This is a genomic window from Mesorhizobium sp. 10J20-29, from assembly GCF_054130485.1.
This window is the reverse complement of record NZ_CP199156.1, coordinates 811,727-829,369: the sequence shown is the minus strand read 5'-3', so window position 1 is coordinate 829,369 and position 17,643 is coordinate 811,727. Positions and strand designations below refer to the sequence as shown.

The window sequence follows — 17,643 nt, the reverse complement described above, 5'->3', positions numbered from 1 at the left end:
GGAGGACCAGCGTCTCAGGCATGCTTTCGTCCTCCGGATTCGCGAAACCATTCGTCGGGATAGGGATACCACCATTCCTGCACCGAAGGCTTGTGGTCAATAATCACCATTTTCGAGCGGCGGAAAGCATCCAGACCCTGGCGGCCGAGTTCGCGGCCGAGCCCGGAGGCCTTCCAGCCCCCGAAGGGCAGCGCGTCGTTGTCGATCAGCGGATTGTTGACCCAGACCATGCCGGCCTCGAGCCGCTCGGCGGCCTCGTGCGCCTCGGCAAGGTCGGTGGTGAAGATCGAGGCGCCGAGCCCGAAGGGGCTGTCATTGGCAAGCCGGATCGCCTCGTCGAAATCCTTTACCCTGCAGATCGCGGCCACCGGCCCGAAGCACTCCTCGCGGCAGATCGCCATCTCGGGCGTTACGCCGGTCAGGATGGTGGGCTCGTAGAACCAGCCGACATTGTGCGCCGGCGGGATGCGGCCGCCCGTCACGGCCGTAGCGCCTTGGGCAACCGCATTGTCGACCAGCCGCATCACCTTGGCGCGCGCCGCTTCGCTGACCAGCGGGCCGATTTCCGTCTTGCCGAGACCATTGCCGATTCTGAGGGCTCGCGTCTTCTCAGCGAACAGCTCGACGAAAAGATCGTGCACGGAGTCGACGACGAAAAAGCGCTCGGCCGAGGTGCAGACCTGCCCGGTGAGATGAAAAGCGGCAGTCACACTGCCGGCGGCGGCAATTTCGAGCGGTGCATGCGCCGAGACGATCAGCGGATCGCTGCCGCCGGCCTCGATGACGCAGGGCTTCATGCGCTCGGCGCAAGCTACCGCCACCGCCTTGCCCGCGGCGACTGACCCCGTAAAGGCGACGGCGTGGGTGCGGTCGGACTCGACAAGCGCCTTGCCGGTTTCGGCGCCGCCCGGCAGGCAGCAGACGAGCCCTTCCGGCAGGCTGCGAAAGACGCTCATATAGTCGAGCGTTGACAGCGTCGTGGCCTCCGCCGGCTTGACGATGCAGGCATTGCCCGCCGCAAGCGAGGCAGCCACCGTCCAGCACATCAAGAGGATCGGGAAATTGTAGGGCATGATATGCACCGACACGCCATAGGGCTCGTAGCGCGCATACTGGAACGAGCCGGCCTGGGTCGTGCCGGCGATCTTGCCTGCCTCGTCGCGCGCCATCTCCGCGTAATAGCGGAAGATGGCGGCGCAATTGGCGATCTCGCCGATCGCCTCCGGATAGGGTTTGCCCATCTCGCGCACCATCAGTTCGGCGCAACGCGTGAAGTCGGCGGCCTCGATGGCGTTGGCGACGGCGTGCAGATGCCGCGCCCGGCTCTTTGCATCGAGCTTCTTCCAGCCCGCCTGCGCCTCCGTTGCGGCGGTCAGCGCGGCGTCGATCTCTGCCTCGTTCGCGGCCGCGGTGGCGCCGACCGTTTCCAGCGTTGCCGGATCGATCACCGGGCTCTGCGCGCCCGACATGGCGATGAAGCGGGGATTGACGAAGTAGCTCGGCTGGTCGCTTGAAAAGCTCATTTCGGTCTCGCCTTGCGTGAGTGCGTGTCCACGGAGCCCGCTCAGCGGATCATGTAGACCTTCTTGATCGTCTCGTGGACGGTGCAGACGCCCCTCCAGTCCTGCGGAAAAAAGGCCGCCGTGTCGGGCACGATCTCGATTACCTCGCCGGACTCGTGGACGTAGGTGCAGCGGCCCTCGAGGAAGTGGCAGAATTCGTCGCGCGTCACGTGACACTTCCACTTGCCGGGCGTGCAGACCCAAAGCCCGCATTCGGATTGCCCGTCCGGGCCCTTGTGCAGCAGCTTGCCCGAGGTACGCGACTGTCCCTCGATCATCGTCGGGATCACACCCCAGTCGACGAGGTCGGTGATGGCGAGCGGCGATTGCATCACGGGTGTTGTCATGTCGTATGTCTTCCTTGGGTTGGTGCGGCTCATGCCGCCAGCATGTAGATGTTGCGCATTGTCTCATGGACGGTGCATTCGCCCGTCCAGCCGGCCGGAAACAGGACAACCGTTCCCGCTGTCACCTCGACCGTCTCGCCGGCATCCGAACGGTAGCTCGCCCGGCCGGCGACGAAGTGACAGAGTTCGTCGCGCGGTATCGTCAGCCGCCAGCGGCCCGGCGTGCACACCCAGATGCCGCATTCGGGACGGTTATCCGGCCCCTTGTGCACCAGCCTGCCGCTCGAATGCGACGCGCCCTCCAGCGCGTCGGGCTGGACGCCCCAGTCCACCAGGTCCGAGCGCGTCGACGCCTGGTAGAGATGCGGTGCGGAAGACATGGTCATGCCCTGAGCAGCCCTTCAAGCAGGCCGGCGGCCTTTTCAGGACCGTTCTGCGCCTGCATCTGTGCCGAGGTGGCGGCGAGCTTCTTCTGCATCGCCGGATCGGTCAGGCAGGTCTCGATCTTCGCGACGAGTTCGGCATCGCTCCAGTCATAGCGCGGCATCTTGAAGCCGTGTCCGGTTTCCTGGACGCGGGTGGCATTGTCGTGGCCGTCCCAGACATAGGGCATGATGATCGCCGGCTTGCCGAAATAGAGGCACTCGGTGAAGGAGTTGTTGCCGCCGTGGTGGATCACCGCATCGATCTGCGAGATCACCGATGGCTGCGGAAACCAGCTGTCGATGATCACATTGCCGGGCACGTCTGAATACTCGCCCTTGTAGTCCCCGACATTGACGAGCGCGCGGTAGCGCGTCCCGGCCAGCGCCGAGATGATGCGCTTCAGGAGCGCGGTGTCGCCGGCGCCGAGCGAGCCGAACGAGACATAGAGCAGTGGCCCGTCATTGTTCTTGGCAAAGGTTGGCACCGTATAGGGCGCCTCCTTGCGCACGCAGCCCTCGAGATACTGGAACTGCCCCGGATCGAGCGGTTTCCCGCGGCTGAACTTCACAGCCTCCGGATAGAGCAGCAGGTTGAGATGGGGCGACGCCTCGAAGAACTGCCCAACCGGGTAGGCCGCTTCGCCGTTTGCCATCAGGAACGCGTTGAAGTCGTCATGGATCGGCTTGATCACGGCGTTGAAGTGTTCGCGATACTTCGCGTGGCAAGCGTGATCGTGTTCGCCGCAGCCAGACAGATGCGGCGGGATGCCCTCATCCTCGATCTCGTTTTCCGAGCAGGAGATGATGCGTACCCACGGCTTGCCGTACTGCTTGATGGCCGGGAACAGGATCACGTTGTCGACGCAGATCAGGTCCGGGTCGATCTTCGCCAGCACGCCGGGCAGATCCTTCTGTGCCCATTTTGCGCTGTCGACGATCGCCGTCCAGCAGTCCTTCACGTAGTTGTCGACCTGATCGTAGGGCGACTTGCGGAAATTCGGGATATGGCCGTTGATGAAGTCCTCCCAGAATTTCGCCATCTGCTCGGGCGGCATCGGCGCGGAGAGGTTCACCGGATGGGCCTCGAAGCCGTAACCCTTGTAGACGTCGACGAAACCGGGGTCGGAAAGGAATACTGCCTTGTGCCCCCGCGCCTCGACGGCCTGGGCGATACCGACCGAGTTGAGTGCCGGGCCAAAGGCCGCCTCGGGAAAGAATGCGATCGTCTTCTGGGCCATGGATACCTCCTTCAATCCTTGAAAATGCGCGTGTCGGCCGCCGACCAGCCGATCTCGACCGCGTCGCCGACGCCGATCGGGCGACGGTCGGCGGCATCGGCGGTCACCCGGACGAGGAACGGCTTGTCGGTCAGCGACGTCTGGATGTGCAACTGCAGGTCGAGCCCATGATAAGCCAGGGCGGCGACCTTTCCGCCAGTCCGGTTCTCGATCCCTTCAGCCGGGAAGATATGGATGCGCTCCGGGCGCACTGCGGCGACTGCCGCGTCGCCGGTGGCCAAGCCCTGGGGCATGGTCCCCTTCAGCAGTGTTCCCTCGGTGCTCATCGCGCCATCTGCGCCCGCCTTCCCGGGGCAGAAATTCATCACGCCGATGAAGTCGGCGACAAAACGGTCTGCCGGGTGCTCGTAGATTTCGTGCGGCGTGTCGCATTGCAGTAGCCGGCCGTCCTTCAGCACCGCCATGCGGTCGGCCATCACCAGTGCTTCTTCCTGGTCGTGGGTCACGATGACGAAGGTGATGCCAACTTCGTCCTGCAGCCGCTTCAGTTCCAGTTGCATGGCGCCGCGCAACTTCTTGTCGAGCGCGCCGAGCGGTTCGTCGAGCAGCAGAAGGCGTGGCTTCTTTACCAGCGCGCGAGCCAGTGCCACGCGTTGCTTCTGGCCCCCGGAGAGCTGCTCGGGCTTGCGATCCGCGAGTTCGGAAAGTTGCGTGGTGGCGAGCATTTCGTCCACCCGTCCGCAGATCTCGGCAGCCGGCAGCTTTTCCATTTCCAGGCCGTAGGAGATGTTGGCGCGCACCGTCATGTGCGGAAACAGCGCATAGGACTGGAACATCAGGTTGACCGGCCGCCGGTTGGGCGGAATCTTGGCGATATCCTTGCCGTCGAGGAGCAGCCTGCCGCCGCTTGGCGCCTCGAAGCCGGCGAGCACGCGCAGCAGCGTGGTCTTGCCGCAGCCCGAAGGGCCGAGCAGGGCGAAGAACTCGTTCTCGCGAATGTCGAGAGAAACTCCGTCCACGGCGACGACGCTGCCGAAATTCTTGCTGACGCTGTCTATCGACAGAAGCGTTTTCGGATCGCTCATGGCGCAACCGTCCGGTTGAGCCGCTGCGACAGCGTCAGCGCGGCGATGCTCACCGCCATAACGATGGTCGCCAGCGCGTTGATCTCAGGCGTGATGCCGAAGCGGATCATCGAGTAAATCTGCATCGGCAGCGTCGTCGAGGCGCGGCCGGCGCCGGCTGTGAAATAGGCGATGATGAATTCGTCGACCGACAGGGTGAAGGCAAGCAGCGCGCCGGCGATCACCGCGGGCAGGATGACCGGCAGTGTCACGCGCCGGAACGTGGTGGTGGCCGAAGCCCCGAGATCGCTGGACGCTTCCACGATCGACCAGTCGAAGCTCTTCAGGCGCGCCCGCACGACCGAGCAGACGAAGGCGAGATTGAACACCACATGCGCCAGCACGATCGTGTGCAGTCCCATGGTGATTTTGAGCATCGAGAAGAATGACAATAGCGCGATGGCAAGCACGATGTCGGGAATGATCATCGGCGCGAAGATCAATGCCTCAAGTGCGCGACCGTGACGGCGACGCATCTCGATACCCAGCGCCAGCAGCGTGCCGAGCAGCGTGGCGATAGCCGTGGAGACCAGCGCCACAATCAGCGTGTTGAGAGCGGCCGACAGGATTTCGTTATTGCCGGCGAGCGATCCGTACCATTTCAGCGAAAAACCGGACCACACGGTCGGCAGGCCACCCTCATTGAAAGACAGGGCGACCAGCACCGCGATCGGGATGTAGAGAAAGCCGTAGATCAGCGCCAGAACCAGCCAGAGCGGGCTCCTGCCGGGCTTTGAGCGGTCAGCCATGGGCCGCATCTCCCTCGGCTGTGCGTGCGCGGCCGGATGCACGCTCGGCAGCCATCGCCTGAACGGTCAGGAGCAGCATCATGATGGCGATGAGCGCCATCGAGAGGGCCGCCCCGAAGGGCCAGTCGTTGGCGGTCAGAAACTGGTCGTAGACGAGGTTGCCGATCATCTGGAATCGGCCGCCGCCGAGCAGGGCGGGTGTCACGAAATTGCCGATCGACAGCACGAACACGAAGACTGCGCCGGCGGCGATGCCGGGCAGCGTCAGCGGCAGGATCACGCGCCGGAACGTCGTCATGGCCGAGGCGCCGAGGTCGCGCGAGGCTTCGGCAAGCTCCGGATTGAGGCGCGCCAGCGGCGCGTAGCAGGCGAGGATCACGAAGGGCAGGTAATTGTAGACAAGCCCCGTGATCACCGCGCCCTCGGTATAGAGTAGTGACGGCGGCTCACCCTCATAGCCGAACCAGCGCAGCAACTGAGTCAGCAGCCCCTCGCGGTTGAGAAGAACGATCCAGGCATAGGTCCGGATCAGGTAGTTCGACCAGAAGGGCAGTACGGCGAAGAAGAGGAACACCGGCTGCAGGCGGCGCGGCGCGGCGGCAATCGCATAGGCTGCGGCATAGCCGATCACGACGGCGATCAGTGTCGCCGTGCCGGCGATGCGCGCCGAGTTGAGGAAGATTCCCGCATAGAGCGGGTCGAATGCCAGACCGAAGTTTTCGAGTGTGAAGGTGTACTCGATGCCGCCGTAGATGCCGCGCCGAAAGAAGGCCAGTGCCAACACCAGCCCGCACGGCACCACCATTAGCGCGGTCAACCACGCGAGCGCCGGCGCCATCAGCAGGGATGAACGGGTGTTTGTCTGGGACAAGCTGGGCACCGTGCAGGTTGCCGGCGACGATTGGCGCCGCCGGCGGAGCTGAAATTGCGACCGTTACTGGGCGGCCTTGATCTCGCTCACGATGCGTGAATAGTTACGCTGCGATTCCCCGACATCGCGCAGCAGTTCGAATTTGACCAGCTCCTCGACCGGCATCCCCATGTTGGGATACTGCTCGGCAAGGCTGGCGGGCAGGCTGTCCATGGCCGCCTTGTTCGGCACTTTGTAGAGAATGTTTTCCGCCGCCCATGCATGGTTCTTCGCGTCGAGCATGAAGTTGATGAACTGGAATGCGGCGTCCTTGTTCTCCGACGCTTTCATCACCACCATCGTGTCGAGCCAGAGGTCCGAACCTTCCTTGGGGATGACGTATTTGATGTCGGCGTTTTCGCCGATGCCGTAGTTGCACCAGCCGTCCCAAGCATGCACCAGCACCGCTTCTCCGGAAACCAGCTTGGAATAGAATGTAGTGTCGTCATAGGCGAGCAGCGTGCCCTTCGCCGAAATAAGCAGGTCCTTCACCTCGGCCATTTTGGCCAGGTCGGTCTCATTCACCGAGTAACCCTTGGCCAGCTGACCGGCCGCGAGCAGCCAGCGGTCCGTCGCCAGCATCGTGGTCTTGCCCTTGATGGTGTCATTCGGCGCCAGAAGATCGTACCACGAGGTAGGCTCAGCATCGACAAGGTCGGAGCGGTAGCAAAGCCCGGTAGTGCCCCACGTATAGGGAACCGAGAAGGTGTTGCCTGAATCGTAGGAAAGCGTCGTCGCTTCCGGGTAAAGATTGGCCAGGTTGGGCACCTTGGCGTGGTCGATGGTTTCGGCGAGTCCGAGATTGTTCAACACTTCCGCAAAGGGCGACGAGACAAAGACGACGTCATAGCCCTTGCCGCCGGAAGCGATCAGCTTGCCCATGATCTCCTCATTGGTCGCGTGCACCACCAGTTCCCCAGAGGCCCCGGTGGCGGCCTTGAACGCATCCATCGCATCAGGCGCCATGTAGCCGTCCCAGTTGGAGATGACGAGGTTCTGGGCGGCGGCAGGCGCGGCGAATGCCAGTGCTGCACCAAGAACGAAGGTATGCGTTTTCCACGAATGGCGCGGTGCTGTCATGACGGACTCCCATTTGTTGATCGTCGGATGCAATGCGTTGAGGCTGCCGCTGCCGGAGTTCCGACACTCGCCCGCCCTGTTCCCCGGCTTTTTCCCTGCCGTTTGTTTGGACAGTACTATTGCGGAAAAAAGTACGTCAATCCATAATTTGAAGAACGCTGCGCCGGGCCACGCAAATGGGCCGGGCTGTTGGCCAACCTTGGAGATCGAATGCAAGCCGCCGCGCGAAAACCCCGCACCAACCATCTCGATCTGGCGCAAAGCATCCTCGATGTCGCGCGCCAGCGGGGGTTCAAACAGGGCGCGCGGCTGCCTGAGCAGCAGATCGCATCGCTTTGCAAGGTGTCGCGAACGCCCGTTCGCGCCGCGCTTCGCCTGCTTGCCGATCGCGGCCTGGTTGAACGCGATCCGGAAGCCGGATACCGTCTGGCAGCCGACCTGTCGTCGCAGCAGGCCGCGTTGCCCGACCTGCCGACGGCCGAGGAGGACGATCTCGCAGAGGCCGTCCTGCGCGACCGCGCTGCCCGCCGGCTGGACGAGACCGTCACCGTCAGCGGATTGGTCCGACGGTACGGCTTTTCCCGCGGCACGGTACTAAAAGCATTAAAAAGACTGGCCGACGAGAGCTTCATCGAGCGCGCGCCGGGGCAGTCCTGGCTGTTCCGTCCCGCGCCTGACGCTCCCGATGCGCTGGCGGAGAGCTATGATTTCCGACTTGTGCTCGAGCCGGCGGCGATCCTTGCGCCCGGGTTCCAGCTTGATGGCGACAGGGCGTCGGCGCTGCGAGACGCCATGGAGGCCCTGCTCGCCCTGCCCGATCCTTCCTTCGATACCCGCGAGTTCCAGCGCCTCGACCTGGAGTTTCACGCGATGGTTGCCGAGGGTTCCGCCAATCGGTTCCTCGCCGAGGCCCTGGCCGGTCACCACCGTCTGCGCCGGCTGCCCGGCACCATTCCTGGCGCAAGCGTGTTCCGGCTTCGCCAGTCGATGCGGGAGCACGTGGAGATCATCGAGCAGCTCGAGGCCCGGCAGTTCGAGATCGCCGCTGATCTCATGCGCGTGCATCTCCGGCTTTCCAGAAGCCAGCGGCCGCGGGCTGCCAACCGTGGCGCGCCGGCGCTGTTCGGCAAGATCCGCCGTCCGGTGCGGTGACGGTGTCCTGATGCCGAGAAGCCGTCCAACCATTGCGCTGTTTCCCGAGGCGAGCTTCGGCGCGGCTCTGAACTGCGTCGCCATTGCTCAGGGCCTGGCCGCGCGCGGCGCACGACCGGTCTTCATCTGCCACCCGGGCTTTTCGGGCGTGTTTGCAGACTATGGATTCCAGGAATATCCTCTGCCGACCGACGAGGCTTTGACCGAAAGCGAGCGGCAGACCTACTGGCAGAGCTTCGTCAATCGCCACCTGCCGCATTTCCGCCTGTCGCCGATCGACCAGATCGAAACCTATGTCGCGCCGACATGGGAGGCGATCGTCGACACCGCCATCAAGGCCGAGGCGCCGCTCAGGCAGTTGCTGCCGCGGCTGAAGCCGGACGCCATCGTGCTCGACAATGTCGTCATGTTCCCGGCCATTGCCGCGGCGGGCGTGCCATGGATCCGCGTCGTTTCCTGCGCCGAGACTGAATTGCCCGATGCGGAAGTGCCACCCTATCTGTCGGGTCTGGCGGCCGAGAATAGCGCTGGCCGCGCAGATTTCGATGCGCGCTACCGTGCCGCCATGACGCCGGCACATGAACGCTACAATGGTTTTCGAACGGCACTCGGGCTCGCGCCGCTGCCGGCGACGCAGTTCCTCGAGGCGTCGCCATCGCTCAACCTGCTGCTGACGCCCGAAATCGTCCGCCGGCAGCGTGCCGAACCTCTTGAGCCCGGCAAATTTGTCTATCTCGAGGGCTGCGTACGTTCCGAGGGGCCCTTCGATCCGCCGGTCTTTCCAAAGAGCGATGGCCCGCTGGTCTATATGAGCTTCGGCAGCCTCGGCGCCATGGATGTCGGCCTGATCGAGCGGATGCTCGCAGTCTTCGCGACCCTGCCGGCGCGCTTCCTCGTCAATGTCGGGGGCTTCCGCGACACCTATCGGGCAGTGCCCGACAATGTCTATCTCGACAGCTGGTTTCCACAGCCCTCGGTCGTGGCCAAGGCCGATCTTTTCATCCACCACGGCGGCAACAACAGCTTTTGCGAGGCGCTTCGTTTCGGCGTCCCGTCGCTCGTCATGCCCTATTGCTGGGATGGCCATGACAACGCCCTGCGAGCGGAAGAATGTCAGGTCGGCCGCAGGCTCGACCGGAACGATTGGACACCCGAAATGCTGGGCAGCGCTATCAATGCGCTGCTTTCCGACACTGCCATGCGCGACAGGCTTCGCGCCAATGCAAGCCGGATGGCCGACGCGCCAGGCAACGAGCGGGCGGCAGATGCAATTCTCGGGCTGCTGTAACAGGCGCGACGGCGGCTAGTTGCGCAGTAGCGGATCGGGTTCGGCAGCGTGGAAGGGGACCTCGTCGATGCCCCAGGACCGCTCGACGACGTGGACGTGCGCGTCGCGGCCGCCATTGCGCTTCATGATATCGAGTATCGCGTCGTCCCGCTTTTCGTCTGGCGCGTGCACCCACAAGAGCAGGCCGCCGGCCGCAATCTGCCGTTCGATGTAGGCGGCATGCTTCCTGCCATAAGCGCGCGCGAGCAGCGCTCCCACGCCTCCCCCGGCAAGAGTGCCGCCGGCTGCCACCGCGATGACCGGGACAAGGGCGACACCTACCATGCTCATCACGAGCGCGGCGCCAAGACCCGCAAGAAAGGCCGGGCCACCGACGAGCGAGGCCATGCCCTCGGTGCGCGAATCCTGCGTGACGAAGTTGCCGCGCCCGGCGGAGGACTCGTCAGCCAGTTTCTCCGCGGCATGCGCTCCGGCCAGCGTTTCGGCCTGCGCGAGCACACTCATGTCGGCCTGCCGGAGCCCAAGCTGCATCAACTCGTCGACGGCATCGTTGAGCGCGGCCTCGGTATCGAAAACCGCCACGGCCTCGCGTTCGCGATAGGTGAATTCGCCGTCGCCTGAGGTGTTCTTCTGGGTCATTTTGGATCTCCCGCGGTGCAGCCTGCGCTGAAGGTGAGCGGCCACATCGACTGCAGGCAGATGCGAGGCGCCCGGCAATTGCGTACGAAAGCCTAACACCCTGAATGTTTGAAGCAAGCTGCCGCCTCAGCGGGATGAGCGCGCGAGACACGTGCACGGAAGCTCGAGCATGGGCGTCCCTTGGCTGTTTGGCGGAACCCGCCGACGCCTCGGGCGTTCCCGGCCATGAGTGCATCGGAGTACCGCAACGCCATGAATTACGATCAGCTGAAGACAATCGTCCGCAACAAGACTCTGAATGGCGCTGCCGCCGAGCAGTTCGCGCATATCGCAACCCGCGACGTCATGGACGCAAGGAAGGCGAGGTTGCTGCAGCAGGAACTGGTCGTAACGCTCGGCAACGTCGCGGTCGGATATTGGCTCGAACCCAAGGTGGCAGAGGCCTTGAAGCGCCGCGCCATCGGCATCATCGACGAGATCGAGCGGATGAATGGCCATGCGGAAGGACCGCAGCTACACTGAGCAGAGGGCGGGCTCGACAATGACCGGGCAGCCAACCGGGCGGGCAGCCGGACCTCCATTGGTGACAGGTGCTTCTTGAACTAGATGTAGACCCGGTTCTGGATGCACTCGGACTGCACCGCGACCGTCTCTTCGCTCGTGCCGCCGATGGCAGACATCTGGAACTCCCCGCCTGCAAGCACACCGATGAAAGGCGTGTCGCCGGAACGTGTGCCCGAGCCGCTGGTGACGTTTATGTAGCCGCACACCGTCACCCTGCCGTCTGCGCTGCGCGCTGCCGAAATCGTCCGGAAGGTACCGGCGCTGACATCGGGTAGCGCCGCGATCGTGTCGCGCTCAACGGCCGATCTCTCGGCGTCGGACAGCGTCACCGGACCCGGTGGAGCCGAACGGGCGGCCTTGTTTGCATGCGGCGTGCTCGTGCAGCCTGCCAGCGAAAGAACCAGTAACCCCGCCATGACAGGTGCTATCGATCGCTTCATCGCGTGCTCCTCCTCTCGCCAGACCGGCCGCTGCGCAAGGGCGCCTCGCCTACCGGTTGCTCGGCACCTTCCAGACGCACTTCTTCACCGTGCACGACTTGTCGGCTGCCGGGACGCTGGAAAAGGTGATGATCTCGCCCGAGCGGCAGTAGCGGCGATCGGAGACGTAGCGACCATAGAGCGGCAGGTTGGGATCACGCCTGGACCGATAGTGCAGGATGACCGAGCCATTGTCCCTGACCAGAGCCTGGACGCGGGCACAGGTCATGCCGACGATCGTATATGACGGGTCGGCTGCGGCTGGCAGGGCAGCCAGAAGCAGGGGAACAGCGAGCGAGAACCTTAGCATGGCTTACTCCCGGCGGTGATCGTGCGTTGATGTTCCATTGAAACAGAACGGAGCCGGGAAGTCGATTGCGCCGTCAGGATCAGATGCCCGGTCGGCAGCCAGGCGCCGGCGGCGTCACCGTCCTTATGGTTAGTCAATCCTTAACGCCTGTTTGGCAAATTCCGACGAAGGATTCCGCGGGGGGAATCCGCCCTGCGGATGCGGACTGAGCCGATGAGCGACCAGAAGAATGCGGATTTGCCGCATGGCACTGACAGAAGTACGCATGGCGTGCGGCTGGCGGCTGGCCCGTCGCGAGAGTTTTCAAACGCCGAACTGGGCGAACTCGCTGCGCTCGCTTCCGACTGGCTGTGGGAAACGGACTCCGAACTGCGCTTTTCGTGGCTGTCGGACGAGTTTGCGCAGGTCACCGGCATGGATGCCAGCGAGGTTCTCGGTCGCAGGCGGTTCGATTTCCTTGTCCAGGTAGCGCGTGGGTCCAAGAGCGCGGCCGCCCATCTCGATGCGCTGTAGGCGCGCCGTCCCTTCAGGGACTTCGTCTACAGGATGAAGGGCAGCCGCGAAGAGTGCCGCTGGGTGTCCGTCAGCGGCACGCCGCGCTTCGACGAAGACGGCAACTTCCTCGGCTATCGCGGCGTCGGACACAACGTCACCGGACTAGCAGCCTCGTTCGAGGAACTGCAAAGGTTGCACGGCCAGCTTGCCGGTACCGCGGAACGCGACAGGATGCTCAATGACGAGCGGGCGGGCGAAAGCCATGTCGAGCGCATGATGGAAGCGCTCGACGTGATGAGCGATGCCTTCTGCTACTACGACGCGGACGACCGGATCGTGCTCTACAACGAAGCGCTGATCTCGATGTATAGCGGCCTCGGCGACGTGATCCGGCCAGGTCTCAGCTTCGAGGAGTTCATCGACGCCGGACTGGAGCGAGGCTTCTGGGATCTGGAGGGACACCGGCCGGAAGACTGGCGCGCGGCGCTGCTCGCTGGGCGCAAGGCTACGGCAAGCTCGCGGTCGATGGTGCGGCTTGCAGACGGGCGCGGCTATGTGCATCGCGAAGTCAGGACCGCCGATGGCGGCACCATCGCCACCTGCACCGACATCACGGAACTGGAGAACCGGCAGGCAGCACTCGCCCGGGCCAGCGAGGAATCCGGGCGCCTGCTCTCCGACTTGGAGCGAACGCTCGATTCGATGAAGATGGGTGTGGTCCTGCTCGACGCCGACCTCAATGCGCGCATCATCAATCGGGCATTCTACGACATCTGGAATCTCGAACCGGGCGAGGTAGCTGTCGGCAGTCCGTTCAGGGCGCTGATGGACGTCAACCGCTACAATGGCGTCTACGACATCGAGGCAGACCAGTGGGAGGAGTACGTCTCAGCCCGCCTCGCGGAACTCAGGGATGGCGCCGTCGCGCCGCGCGAATTCTCGCGCGCGGACGGCTGCACGATGGTCTACTCGGTGACCGCACTTTCGGGCGGCAAACGCCTGGTCTGCTATTACGACATCACCGAGATGAAGGACCGCGAGGCCGAACTGGCGGCAGCGCTGGAGCGCTCCCATCTCGCCCAGTCGGTCATCAATTCCGTCAAGGACCCGATCTTCGTCAAGGACGACAATCTGCGCTTCGTGCTCGTCAACGACGCGTTTGCGGCGATGTTCGACAAACGTCCCGAGGACATGCTCGGCAAGCCTGGAAGCGACTTCCTGCCTGCCGAGGAAGTTACCGAATTCGAACGCGACGAGAGGCAGGTGCTGAAAACCGGTGAACGTCTGGAAGTCGAGGAAGACTTCGAATTCCAGGGCATAGGACGGTCACGCGTCGTGCAGCGGAACCGGGTGCGCATGAAAAGCGGCCGCAGCTATATCGCCTGCGTCGTCTTCGACGTCAGCGAACTGAAGCGGCGCGAGACCGAGGCCGAGGAAGCCCGGAAGCGCCTGGCCGACGTGCTGGATGCGTTGCCTGCCGGTGTCGTCATGTATGACAGCGACGATCGCTTCCTGATGGCCAACAAGATTATTCATGAGGCCTTGCCCGGCCTCAAACCGGCATGGAAGCGGGAGTCGAGCTTCCGCGACGCAATCGTCCTCGGGCACTCGATCGGATATTTTCGCGAAAGCGGCGAGCCGGAGGTCGACGCGCTCTACGATACCGACGAGGAGGCCTGGGTCGAGGGGATGCTTGCGCATTACCGTCGACCGAGCAGCGTGTTCGAGCGGCGCAATCCCGACGGCCGGTGGTACAAGGTCTTCGACATGCGGACGGCGGACGGCACCTTCATCGGTGTTCGCGTCGACATCACGGAGCAGAAGGAACGCGAGCGGGAACTGCGCAGGAGCATGCGCAAGATCGAGCTCTACCGCCACGTGCTCGACGAACTGCCGGTCGCCACCTACGTGAAGTCCGACGACTTGGCCTTCGAGTTCATCAACAAGGCCTGGTCCTACATGACCGGCGTCAGCAAGGATGATGCGATCGGTCATACCGACCGCGATTTCTTTGGCGAGGAGGGCGAGGGCTTTGCCGGTCGCGACGAGGAAGTCATCCGCTCCGGCGAGACAATCGAGACCGAAGAGACGCTGACCCATCGCGATGGCACGCAGCGACAGCTGATTGCCAGGAAGAGCCGCCTGATCGCAAGCGACGGCACGGTCCATCTGATCGGCTCGAGCATCGACATATCAGAGCTGAAGTCGCATGAGCGCAGCCTGCAGGAGGCGCGACAGAGAGCCGTGCTGGCGGACCGGGCGAAGTCTGAATTCCTCGCCAATATGAGCCACGAGATTCGCACACCCATGAACGGCGTGCTCGGCATGGCAGAGTTGCTGGCTAAGTCGGATCTCGACCCCAAGCAGAAGACTTTTACCGAGATCATCGTGAAGTCGGGCAACGCTCTGCTGACGATCATCAACGACATTCTCGACTTCTCGAAGATCGACGCAGGTCAGCTGGTGCTCGATCCGGCGCCCTTCAACCTTGCCGAAGCGATCGAGGACGTCGCCACGCTGGTATCGACGCGGGCGAAGGAAAAGGACATCGAGCTCGTCGTGCGCATCGCCCCGGAGCTCGGCGAAGCCTATGTCGGCGACGCCGGCCGCATCCGGCAGATCATCACCAACCTGATCGGCAACGCCATCAAGTTCACCGACGCCGGCTACGTGCTCGTCGATGTCGGTGGCGAGGCGGAGGGCGCCGAGACAAGGATTCGCATCTCCGTCACCGATACCGGCATCGGCATCCCGGCCGAAAAGCTCGGCGTCATCTTCGAAAAATTCAGCCAGGTCGACTCGTCCTCGACGCGGCGGCACGAGGGAACGGGGCTGGGACTTGCGATCACGTCGCGCCTGGTCGCGCTGATGGGCGGCGAGATCGGCGCGGAGAGCACCGAGGGCGCGGGCTCGACCTTCTGGTTCGAGGTCAGCCTTCCCAACGCCCGGCAGACGGCGCGCAAGATAACACCGTCCGATGTCACCGGCGCGCGCGTGCTGATCGTCGACGACAACAAGGTGAACCGTGCCATCCTCGCCGAACAGATGGCGGCCTGGTCTTTCGATGCCTGTGCGGCGTCGAGCGGCGAGGAGGGACTGCGGGTTCTGGAGGCCGCGCAGGCGAGGGGGGTCTCGGTCGACTGCATCGTGCTCGACTACCAGATGCCTGAGATGAACGGTGCCGAGATGGCGAGGATTGTGCGCCAAACCGCGGCGATCGCGGATACGCCGATCGTGATGCTGACATCGGTCGATCAGTCGCTGTCCGGCCCACTCTACCGCAACGTGGCGATCAACGCGCAACTGACCAAGCCGGCGCGATCGTCGGTGCTGCTCGAGACGCTGGTGTCCACCATACAGGCGAATCGCGGCAGACTGCCGGAAACGGCGGAGGCCGAGGGGGCCGAAGCCGAGCCAATGACGGCGCTTGTCGCAGCGCGCCAGGAGAAAAGGGCGAGCACCGGAACGGGCGACCACAGCATCGACATTCTCGTTGCCGAAGATAACGAGGTGAACCAGCTCGTCTTCACCCAGATCCTTGGCGAGACGGGATACAGTTTCGAAATCGTCGGCAACGGCAAGCTGGCCCTGGCGGCTTATGGCGAGATGAAACCGAGGATGATCCTCATGGATGTCTCGATGCCCGAGATGAACGGTCTGGAAGCGACCGGGGCAATCCGCCGCGCCGAGGCGGAGAGCGGCGGGCACGTGCCGATCATCGGGGTCACCGCCCATGCGCTGAAGGGCGACCGTGAGCGCTGTCTCGAGGCCGGCATGGACGATTATCTGCCCAAGCCGATCAGCCCCAAGGCTCTGGTTGCCAAGATCGAACGCTGGGCCTTGCAGGGCGGCGAGGCCGCTCGTGAAACCGGTTGAGGAACCGCTTCCGGAACTGGCCGGCAGGATCGCAAGAGTTTTCCTCAGGTAACAGCTTCTGATGCGGAGCGGGTGGACATGGTTCCACCGCAACTAGCCAAGCGCTTGATTCCATCGGGCATATCCGGGTCGGAGTTTTGCCCGCTGGCGCGGCTGCACAGTCGGGTTGGCCGGTTACCGGTGACTCGTAACCGGACTGACATCAATCTGTCATCCAGCTGTAATAAACGGAGTCTAATCCCTCCCCGGGCGTCGAAACCGGGCGCCGAGAAATAATTCCGACAGGAGCAGGCCCAATGAAGAAATCAGTCCTTACGGCGTCGGCCGCAGCCGTCGCACTCGCCGCGACGGTTGGCTACGCCGCAGCCCGCGACCAGATCCAGATCGCCGGATCGTCCACCGTGCTGCCCTATGCCAAGATCGTTGCCGAAAACTTCGGCGAGACCTTCCCCAACTTCAAGACGCCGATCGTCGAATCGGGCGGCTCTTCGGCCGGCCTGAAGGAGTTCTGCAAGGGCGTCGGCGAAGACACGATCGACATTGCCAATTCCTCGCGCGCCATCCGCGAAAAGGAAGTTGCAGCCTGCGCCGAAGCCGGCGTCAAGGAAATCCAGGAAGTGCGCTTCGGTTATGACGGCATCGTCTTCGCAACCGACATTGCCGGTCCGGACTGGGCGCTGACCCCGGCCGACGTCTACAAGGCGGTTGCCGCTCAGGTTGTCGTCGACGGCAAGCTCGTCGCCAACCCCTACAAGAAGTGGAACGAAGTCAATCCGGCGCTGCCGGACTGGGACATCGTTGCCTACATCCCCGGCGAAAAGCACGGCACCCGTGAAGTCTTCGAGGAGAAGGTCCTCATCGCCGGCTGCAAGGAGCTCGGCGGAATGGAAGCCGGCGCAGCTGCCGGCCTCGACGAGAAGGCTTCCGAGTCGGCATGCAAGGCTGTCCGCAAGGATGGCGGTTCGGTCGACATCGACGGTGACTACACCGAGACGCTGGCCCGCATCGACTCCAACAAGTCCGGCGTCGGCGTCTTCGGCCTGTCGTTCTACGAGAACAACGCCGACAAGCTGAAGGTCGCAACGATGAGCGGCATCGTGCCGAGCGTCGATACCATCTCCACCGGCGAGTATCCGGTTTCGCGTCCGCTCTTCTTCTACGTCAAGAAGGCGCATCTCGGCGTGGTTCCCGGCCTGAAGGATTATGTCGAGTTCTTCCTCGACGACCAGATGGTCGGTCCCGACAGCCCGCTGGCCGAGTACGGCCTGGTTCCGGCTCCGGACGCAGAACGCGACGCCCAGCGCGCAGCGTTCGAAGACGGACAGACCATGTAATCCACTCACGCTACAGAAACGCGGGCGCCTGGCGCCCGCGTTTTCCTGGGACATTAGCGGCGCCGATCCAT

Annotated in this window: 17 protein-coding genes; 6 read left to right on the top strand and 11 right to left on the bottom strand. The window is 63.7% G+C overall.

The window, feature by feature from the left end:
• Nucleotides 1-14 precede the first annotated feature (14 nt).
• The 8 genes from ACT2BZ_RS04030 to ACT2BZ_RS03995 form a co-directional block, all read right to left on the bottom strand.
• Nucleotides 15-1,523: an aldehyde dehydrogenase family protein gene (locus ACT2BZ_RS04030; RefSeq protein ID WP_457939461.1), complete on the bottom strand. Its 1,509-nt coding sequence runs from the start codon at nt 1,521-1,523 to the stop codon at nt 15-17.
• 41 nt (nt 1,524-1,564) lie between these two features.
• Nucleotides 1,565-1,909: a cupin domain-containing protein gene (locus tag ACT2BZ_RS04025; RefSeq protein WP_457939460.1), complete on the bottom strand. Its 345-nt coding sequence runs from the start codon at nt 1,907-1,909 to the stop codon at nt 1,565-1,567.
• A gap of 29 nt (nt 1,910-1,938) precedes the next feature.
• Nucleotides 1,939-2,295 (bottom strand): cupin domain-containing protein, encoded by a 357-nt coding sequence (locus ACT2BZ_RS04020; RefSeq protein WP_457939459.1) that lies wholly within the window; start codon nt 2,293-2,295, stop codon nt 1,939-1,941.
• Nucleotides 2,292-3,572: a nucleotide disphospho-sugar-binding domain-containing protein gene (locus ACT2BZ_RS04015; protein ID WP_457939457.1), complete on the bottom strand. Its 1,281-nt coding sequence runs from the start codon at nt 3,570-3,572 to the stop codon at nt 2,292-2,294. The genes ACT2BZ_RS04020 and ACT2BZ_RS04015 overlap by 4 nt, the downstream gene beginning before the upstream one ends.
• A gap of 11 nt (nt 3,573-3,583) precedes the next feature.
• A complete protein-coding gene (locus ACT2BZ_RS04010; protein WP_457939456.1) occupies nt 3,584-4,657 on the bottom strand; it encodes an ABC transporter ATP-binding protein in 1,074 nt (357 codons plus the stop codon).
• Nucleotides 4,654-5,445: an ABC transporter permease gene (locus ACT2BZ_RS04005; protein WP_457939454.1), complete on the bottom strand. Its 792-nt coding sequence runs from the start codon at nt 5,443-5,445 to the stop codon at nt 4,654-4,656. The genes ACT2BZ_RS04010 and ACT2BZ_RS04005 overlap by 4 nt, the downstream gene beginning before the upstream one ends.
• On the bottom strand, nt 5,438-6,283 hold the full coding sequence (locus ACT2BZ_RS04000) for an ABC transporter permease (RefSeq protein ID WP_457941214.1): 846 nt from the start codon (nt 6,281-6,283) through the stop codon (nt 5,438-5,440). The genes ACT2BZ_RS04005 and ACT2BZ_RS04000 overlap by 8 nt, the downstream gene beginning before the upstream one ends.
• A gap of 96 nt (nt 6,284-6,379) precedes the next feature.
• The gene (locus ACT2BZ_RS03995; protein WP_457939453.1) at nt 6,380-7,696 is read right to left on the bottom strand and encodes a polyamine ABC transporter substrate-binding protein; all 1,317 of its coding nucleotides are present in this window, start codon (nt 7,694-7,696) and stop codon (nt 6,380-6,382) included.
• On the opposite strand from ACT2BZ_RS03995, the gene ACT2BZ_RS03990 reads away from it, so the two are divergent.
• Together ACT2BZ_RS03990 and ACT2BZ_RS03985 are read left to right on the top strand one after the other, a co-directional pair.
• Nucleotides 7,646-8,587 carry a GntR family transcriptional regulator gene (locus ACT2BZ_RS03990; protein WP_457939451.1) on the top strand — a complete coding sequence of 314 codons (942 nt, stop codon included), beginning with the start codon at nt 7,646-7,648 and terminating at the stop codon, nt 8,585-8,587. The two genes, ACT2BZ_RS03995 and ACT2BZ_RS03990, sit on opposite strands and share 51 nt — an antisense overlap.
• A 10-nt stretch (nt 8,588-8,597) precedes the next feature.
• Nucleotides 8,598-9,875 carry a glycosyltransferase gene (locus ACT2BZ_RS03985; RefSeq protein ID WP_457939450.1) on the top strand — a complete coding sequence of 426 codons (1,278 nt, stop codon included), beginning with the start codon at nt 8,598-8,600 and terminating at the stop codon, nt 9,873-9,875.
• Nucleotides 9,876-9,890: 15 nt separating this feature from the next.
• Here the strand turns inward: ACT2BZ_RS03985 and ACT2BZ_RS03980 are convergent, their stop codons facing one another.
• A complete protein-coding gene (locus ACT2BZ_RS03980; protein ID WP_457939449.1) occupies nt 9,891-10,514 on the bottom strand; it encodes a hypothetical protein in 624 nt (207 codons plus the stop codon).
• Between the two features lie 225 nt (nt 10,515-10,739).
• Between ACT2BZ_RS03980 and ACT2BZ_RS03975 the strand changes: the two genes are divergently transcribed.
• Nucleotides 10,740-11,036 (top strand): hypothetical protein, encoded by a 297-nt coding sequence (locus tag ACT2BZ_RS03975; protein ID WP_457939448.1) that lies wholly within the window; start codon nt 10,740-10,742, stop codon nt 11,034-11,036.
• Between the two features lie 80 nt (nt 11,037-11,116).
• Here the strand turns inward: ACT2BZ_RS03975 and ACT2BZ_RS03970 are convergent, their stop codons facing one another.
• The gene (locus tag ACT2BZ_RS03970) at nt 11,117-11,518 is read right to left on the bottom strand and encodes a hypothetical protein (protein WP_457939446.1); all 402 of its coding nucleotides are present in this window, start codon (nt 11,516-11,518) and stop codon (nt 11,117-11,119) included.
• Between the two features lie 49 nt (nt 11,519-11,567).
• Entirely contained in the window at nt 11,568-11,867 is a 300-nt protein-coding gene (locus ACT2BZ_RS03965; RefSeq protein WP_457939445.1) for a hypothetical protein, read from the bottom strand.
• Between the two features lie 213 nt (nt 11,868-12,080).
• Between ACT2BZ_RS03965 and ACT2BZ_RS03960 the strand changes: the two genes are divergently transcribed.
• From ACT2BZ_RS03960 to ACT2BZ_RS03950, 3 genes are all read left to right on the top strand, one after another.
• Nucleotides 12,081-12,380 (top strand): hypothetical protein, encoded by a 300-nt coding sequence (locus tag ACT2BZ_RS03960; RefSeq protein WP_457939443.1) that lies wholly within the window; start codon nt 12,081-12,083, stop codon nt 12,378-12,380.
• 33 nt (nt 12,381-12,413) lie between these two features.
• Nucleotides 12,414-16,238 (top strand): PAS-domain containing protein, encoded by a 3,825-nt coding sequence (locus ACT2BZ_RS03955; RefSeq protein ID WP_457939442.1) that lies wholly within the window; start codon nt 12,414-12,416, stop codon nt 16,236-16,238.
• 296 nt (nt 16,239-16,534) lie between these two features.
• Complete coding sequence (locus ACT2BZ_RS03950) at nt 16,535-17,572, top strand: PstS family phosphate ABC transporter substrate-binding protein (RefSeq protein WP_457939441.1); 1,038 nt, start codon at nt 16,535-16,537, stop codon at nt 17,570-17,572.
• Nucleotides 17,573-17,643: the final 71 nt, after the last annotated feature.

Bases quoted from the DNA above. Each gene is read 5' to 3' on its own strand.
- ACT2BZ_RS04025 (WP_457939460.1), bottom strand. From the start codon at position 1,909: ATGACAACACCCGTGATGCAATCGCCGCTCGCCATCACCGACCTCGTC.
- ACT2BZ_RS03990 (WP_457939451.1), top strand. From the start codon at position 7,646: ATGCAAGCCGCCGCGCGAAAACCCCGCACCAACCATCTCGATCTGGCG.
- ACT2BZ_RS03955 (WP_457939442.1), top strand. From the start codon at position 12,414: ATGAAGGGCAGCCGCGAAGAGTGCCGCTGGGTGTCCGTCAGCGGCACG.
- ACT2BZ_RS03980 (WP_457939449.1), bottom strand. From the start codon at position 10,514: ATGACCCAGAAGAACACCTCAGGCGACGGCGAATTCACCTATCGCGAA.
- ACT2BZ_RS04020 (WP_457939459.1), bottom strand. From the start codon at position 2,295: ATGACCATGTCTTCCGCACCGCATCTCTACCAGGCGTCGACGCGCTCG.
- ACT2BZ_RS03985 (WP_457939450.1), top strand. From the start codon at position 8,598: ATGCCGAGAAGCCGTCCAACCATTGCGCTGTTTCCCGAGGCGAGCTTC.
- ACT2BZ_RS04015 (WP_457939457.1), bottom strand. From the start codon at position 3,572: ATGGCCCAGAAGACGATCGCATTCTTTCCCGAGGCGGCCTTTGGCCCG.
- ACT2BZ_RS04010 (WP_457939456.1), bottom strand. From the start codon at position 4,657: ATGAGCGATCCGAAAACGCTTCTGTCGATAGACAGCGTCAGCAAGAAT.
- ACT2BZ_RS04030 (WP_457939461.1), bottom strand. From the start codon at position 1,523: ATGAGCTTTTCAAGCGACCAGCCGAGCTACTTCGTCAATCCCCGCTTC.
- ACT2BZ_RS03970 (WP_457939446.1), bottom strand. From the start codon at position 11,518: ATGAAGCGATCGATAGCACCTGTCATGGCGGGGTTACTGGTTCTTTCG.
- ACT2BZ_RS03975 (WP_457939448.1), top strand. From the start codon at position 10,740: ATGAGTGCATCGGAGTACCGCAACGCCATGAATTACGATCAGCTGAAG.
- ACT2BZ_RS04000 (WP_457941214.1), bottom strand. From the start codon at position 6,283: ATGGCGCCGGCGCTCGCGTGGTTGACCGCGCTAATGGTGGTGCCGTGC.
- ACT2BZ_RS03950 (WP_457939441.1), top strand. From the start codon at position 16,535: ATGAAGAAATCAGTCCTTACGGCGTCGGCCGCAGCCGTCGCACTCGCC.
- ACT2BZ_RS03965 (WP_457939445.1), bottom strand. From the start codon at position 11,867: ATGCTAAGGTTCTCGCTCGCTGTTCCCCTGCTTCTGGCTGCCCTGCCA.
- ACT2BZ_RS04005 (WP_457939454.1), bottom strand. From the start codon at position 5,445: ATGGCTGACCGCTCAAAGCCCGGCAGGAGCCCGCTCTGGCTGGTTCTG.
- ACT2BZ_RS03960 (WP_457939443.1), top strand. From the start codon at position 12,081: ATGAGCGACCAGAAGAATGCGGATTTGCCGCATGGCACTGACAGAAGT.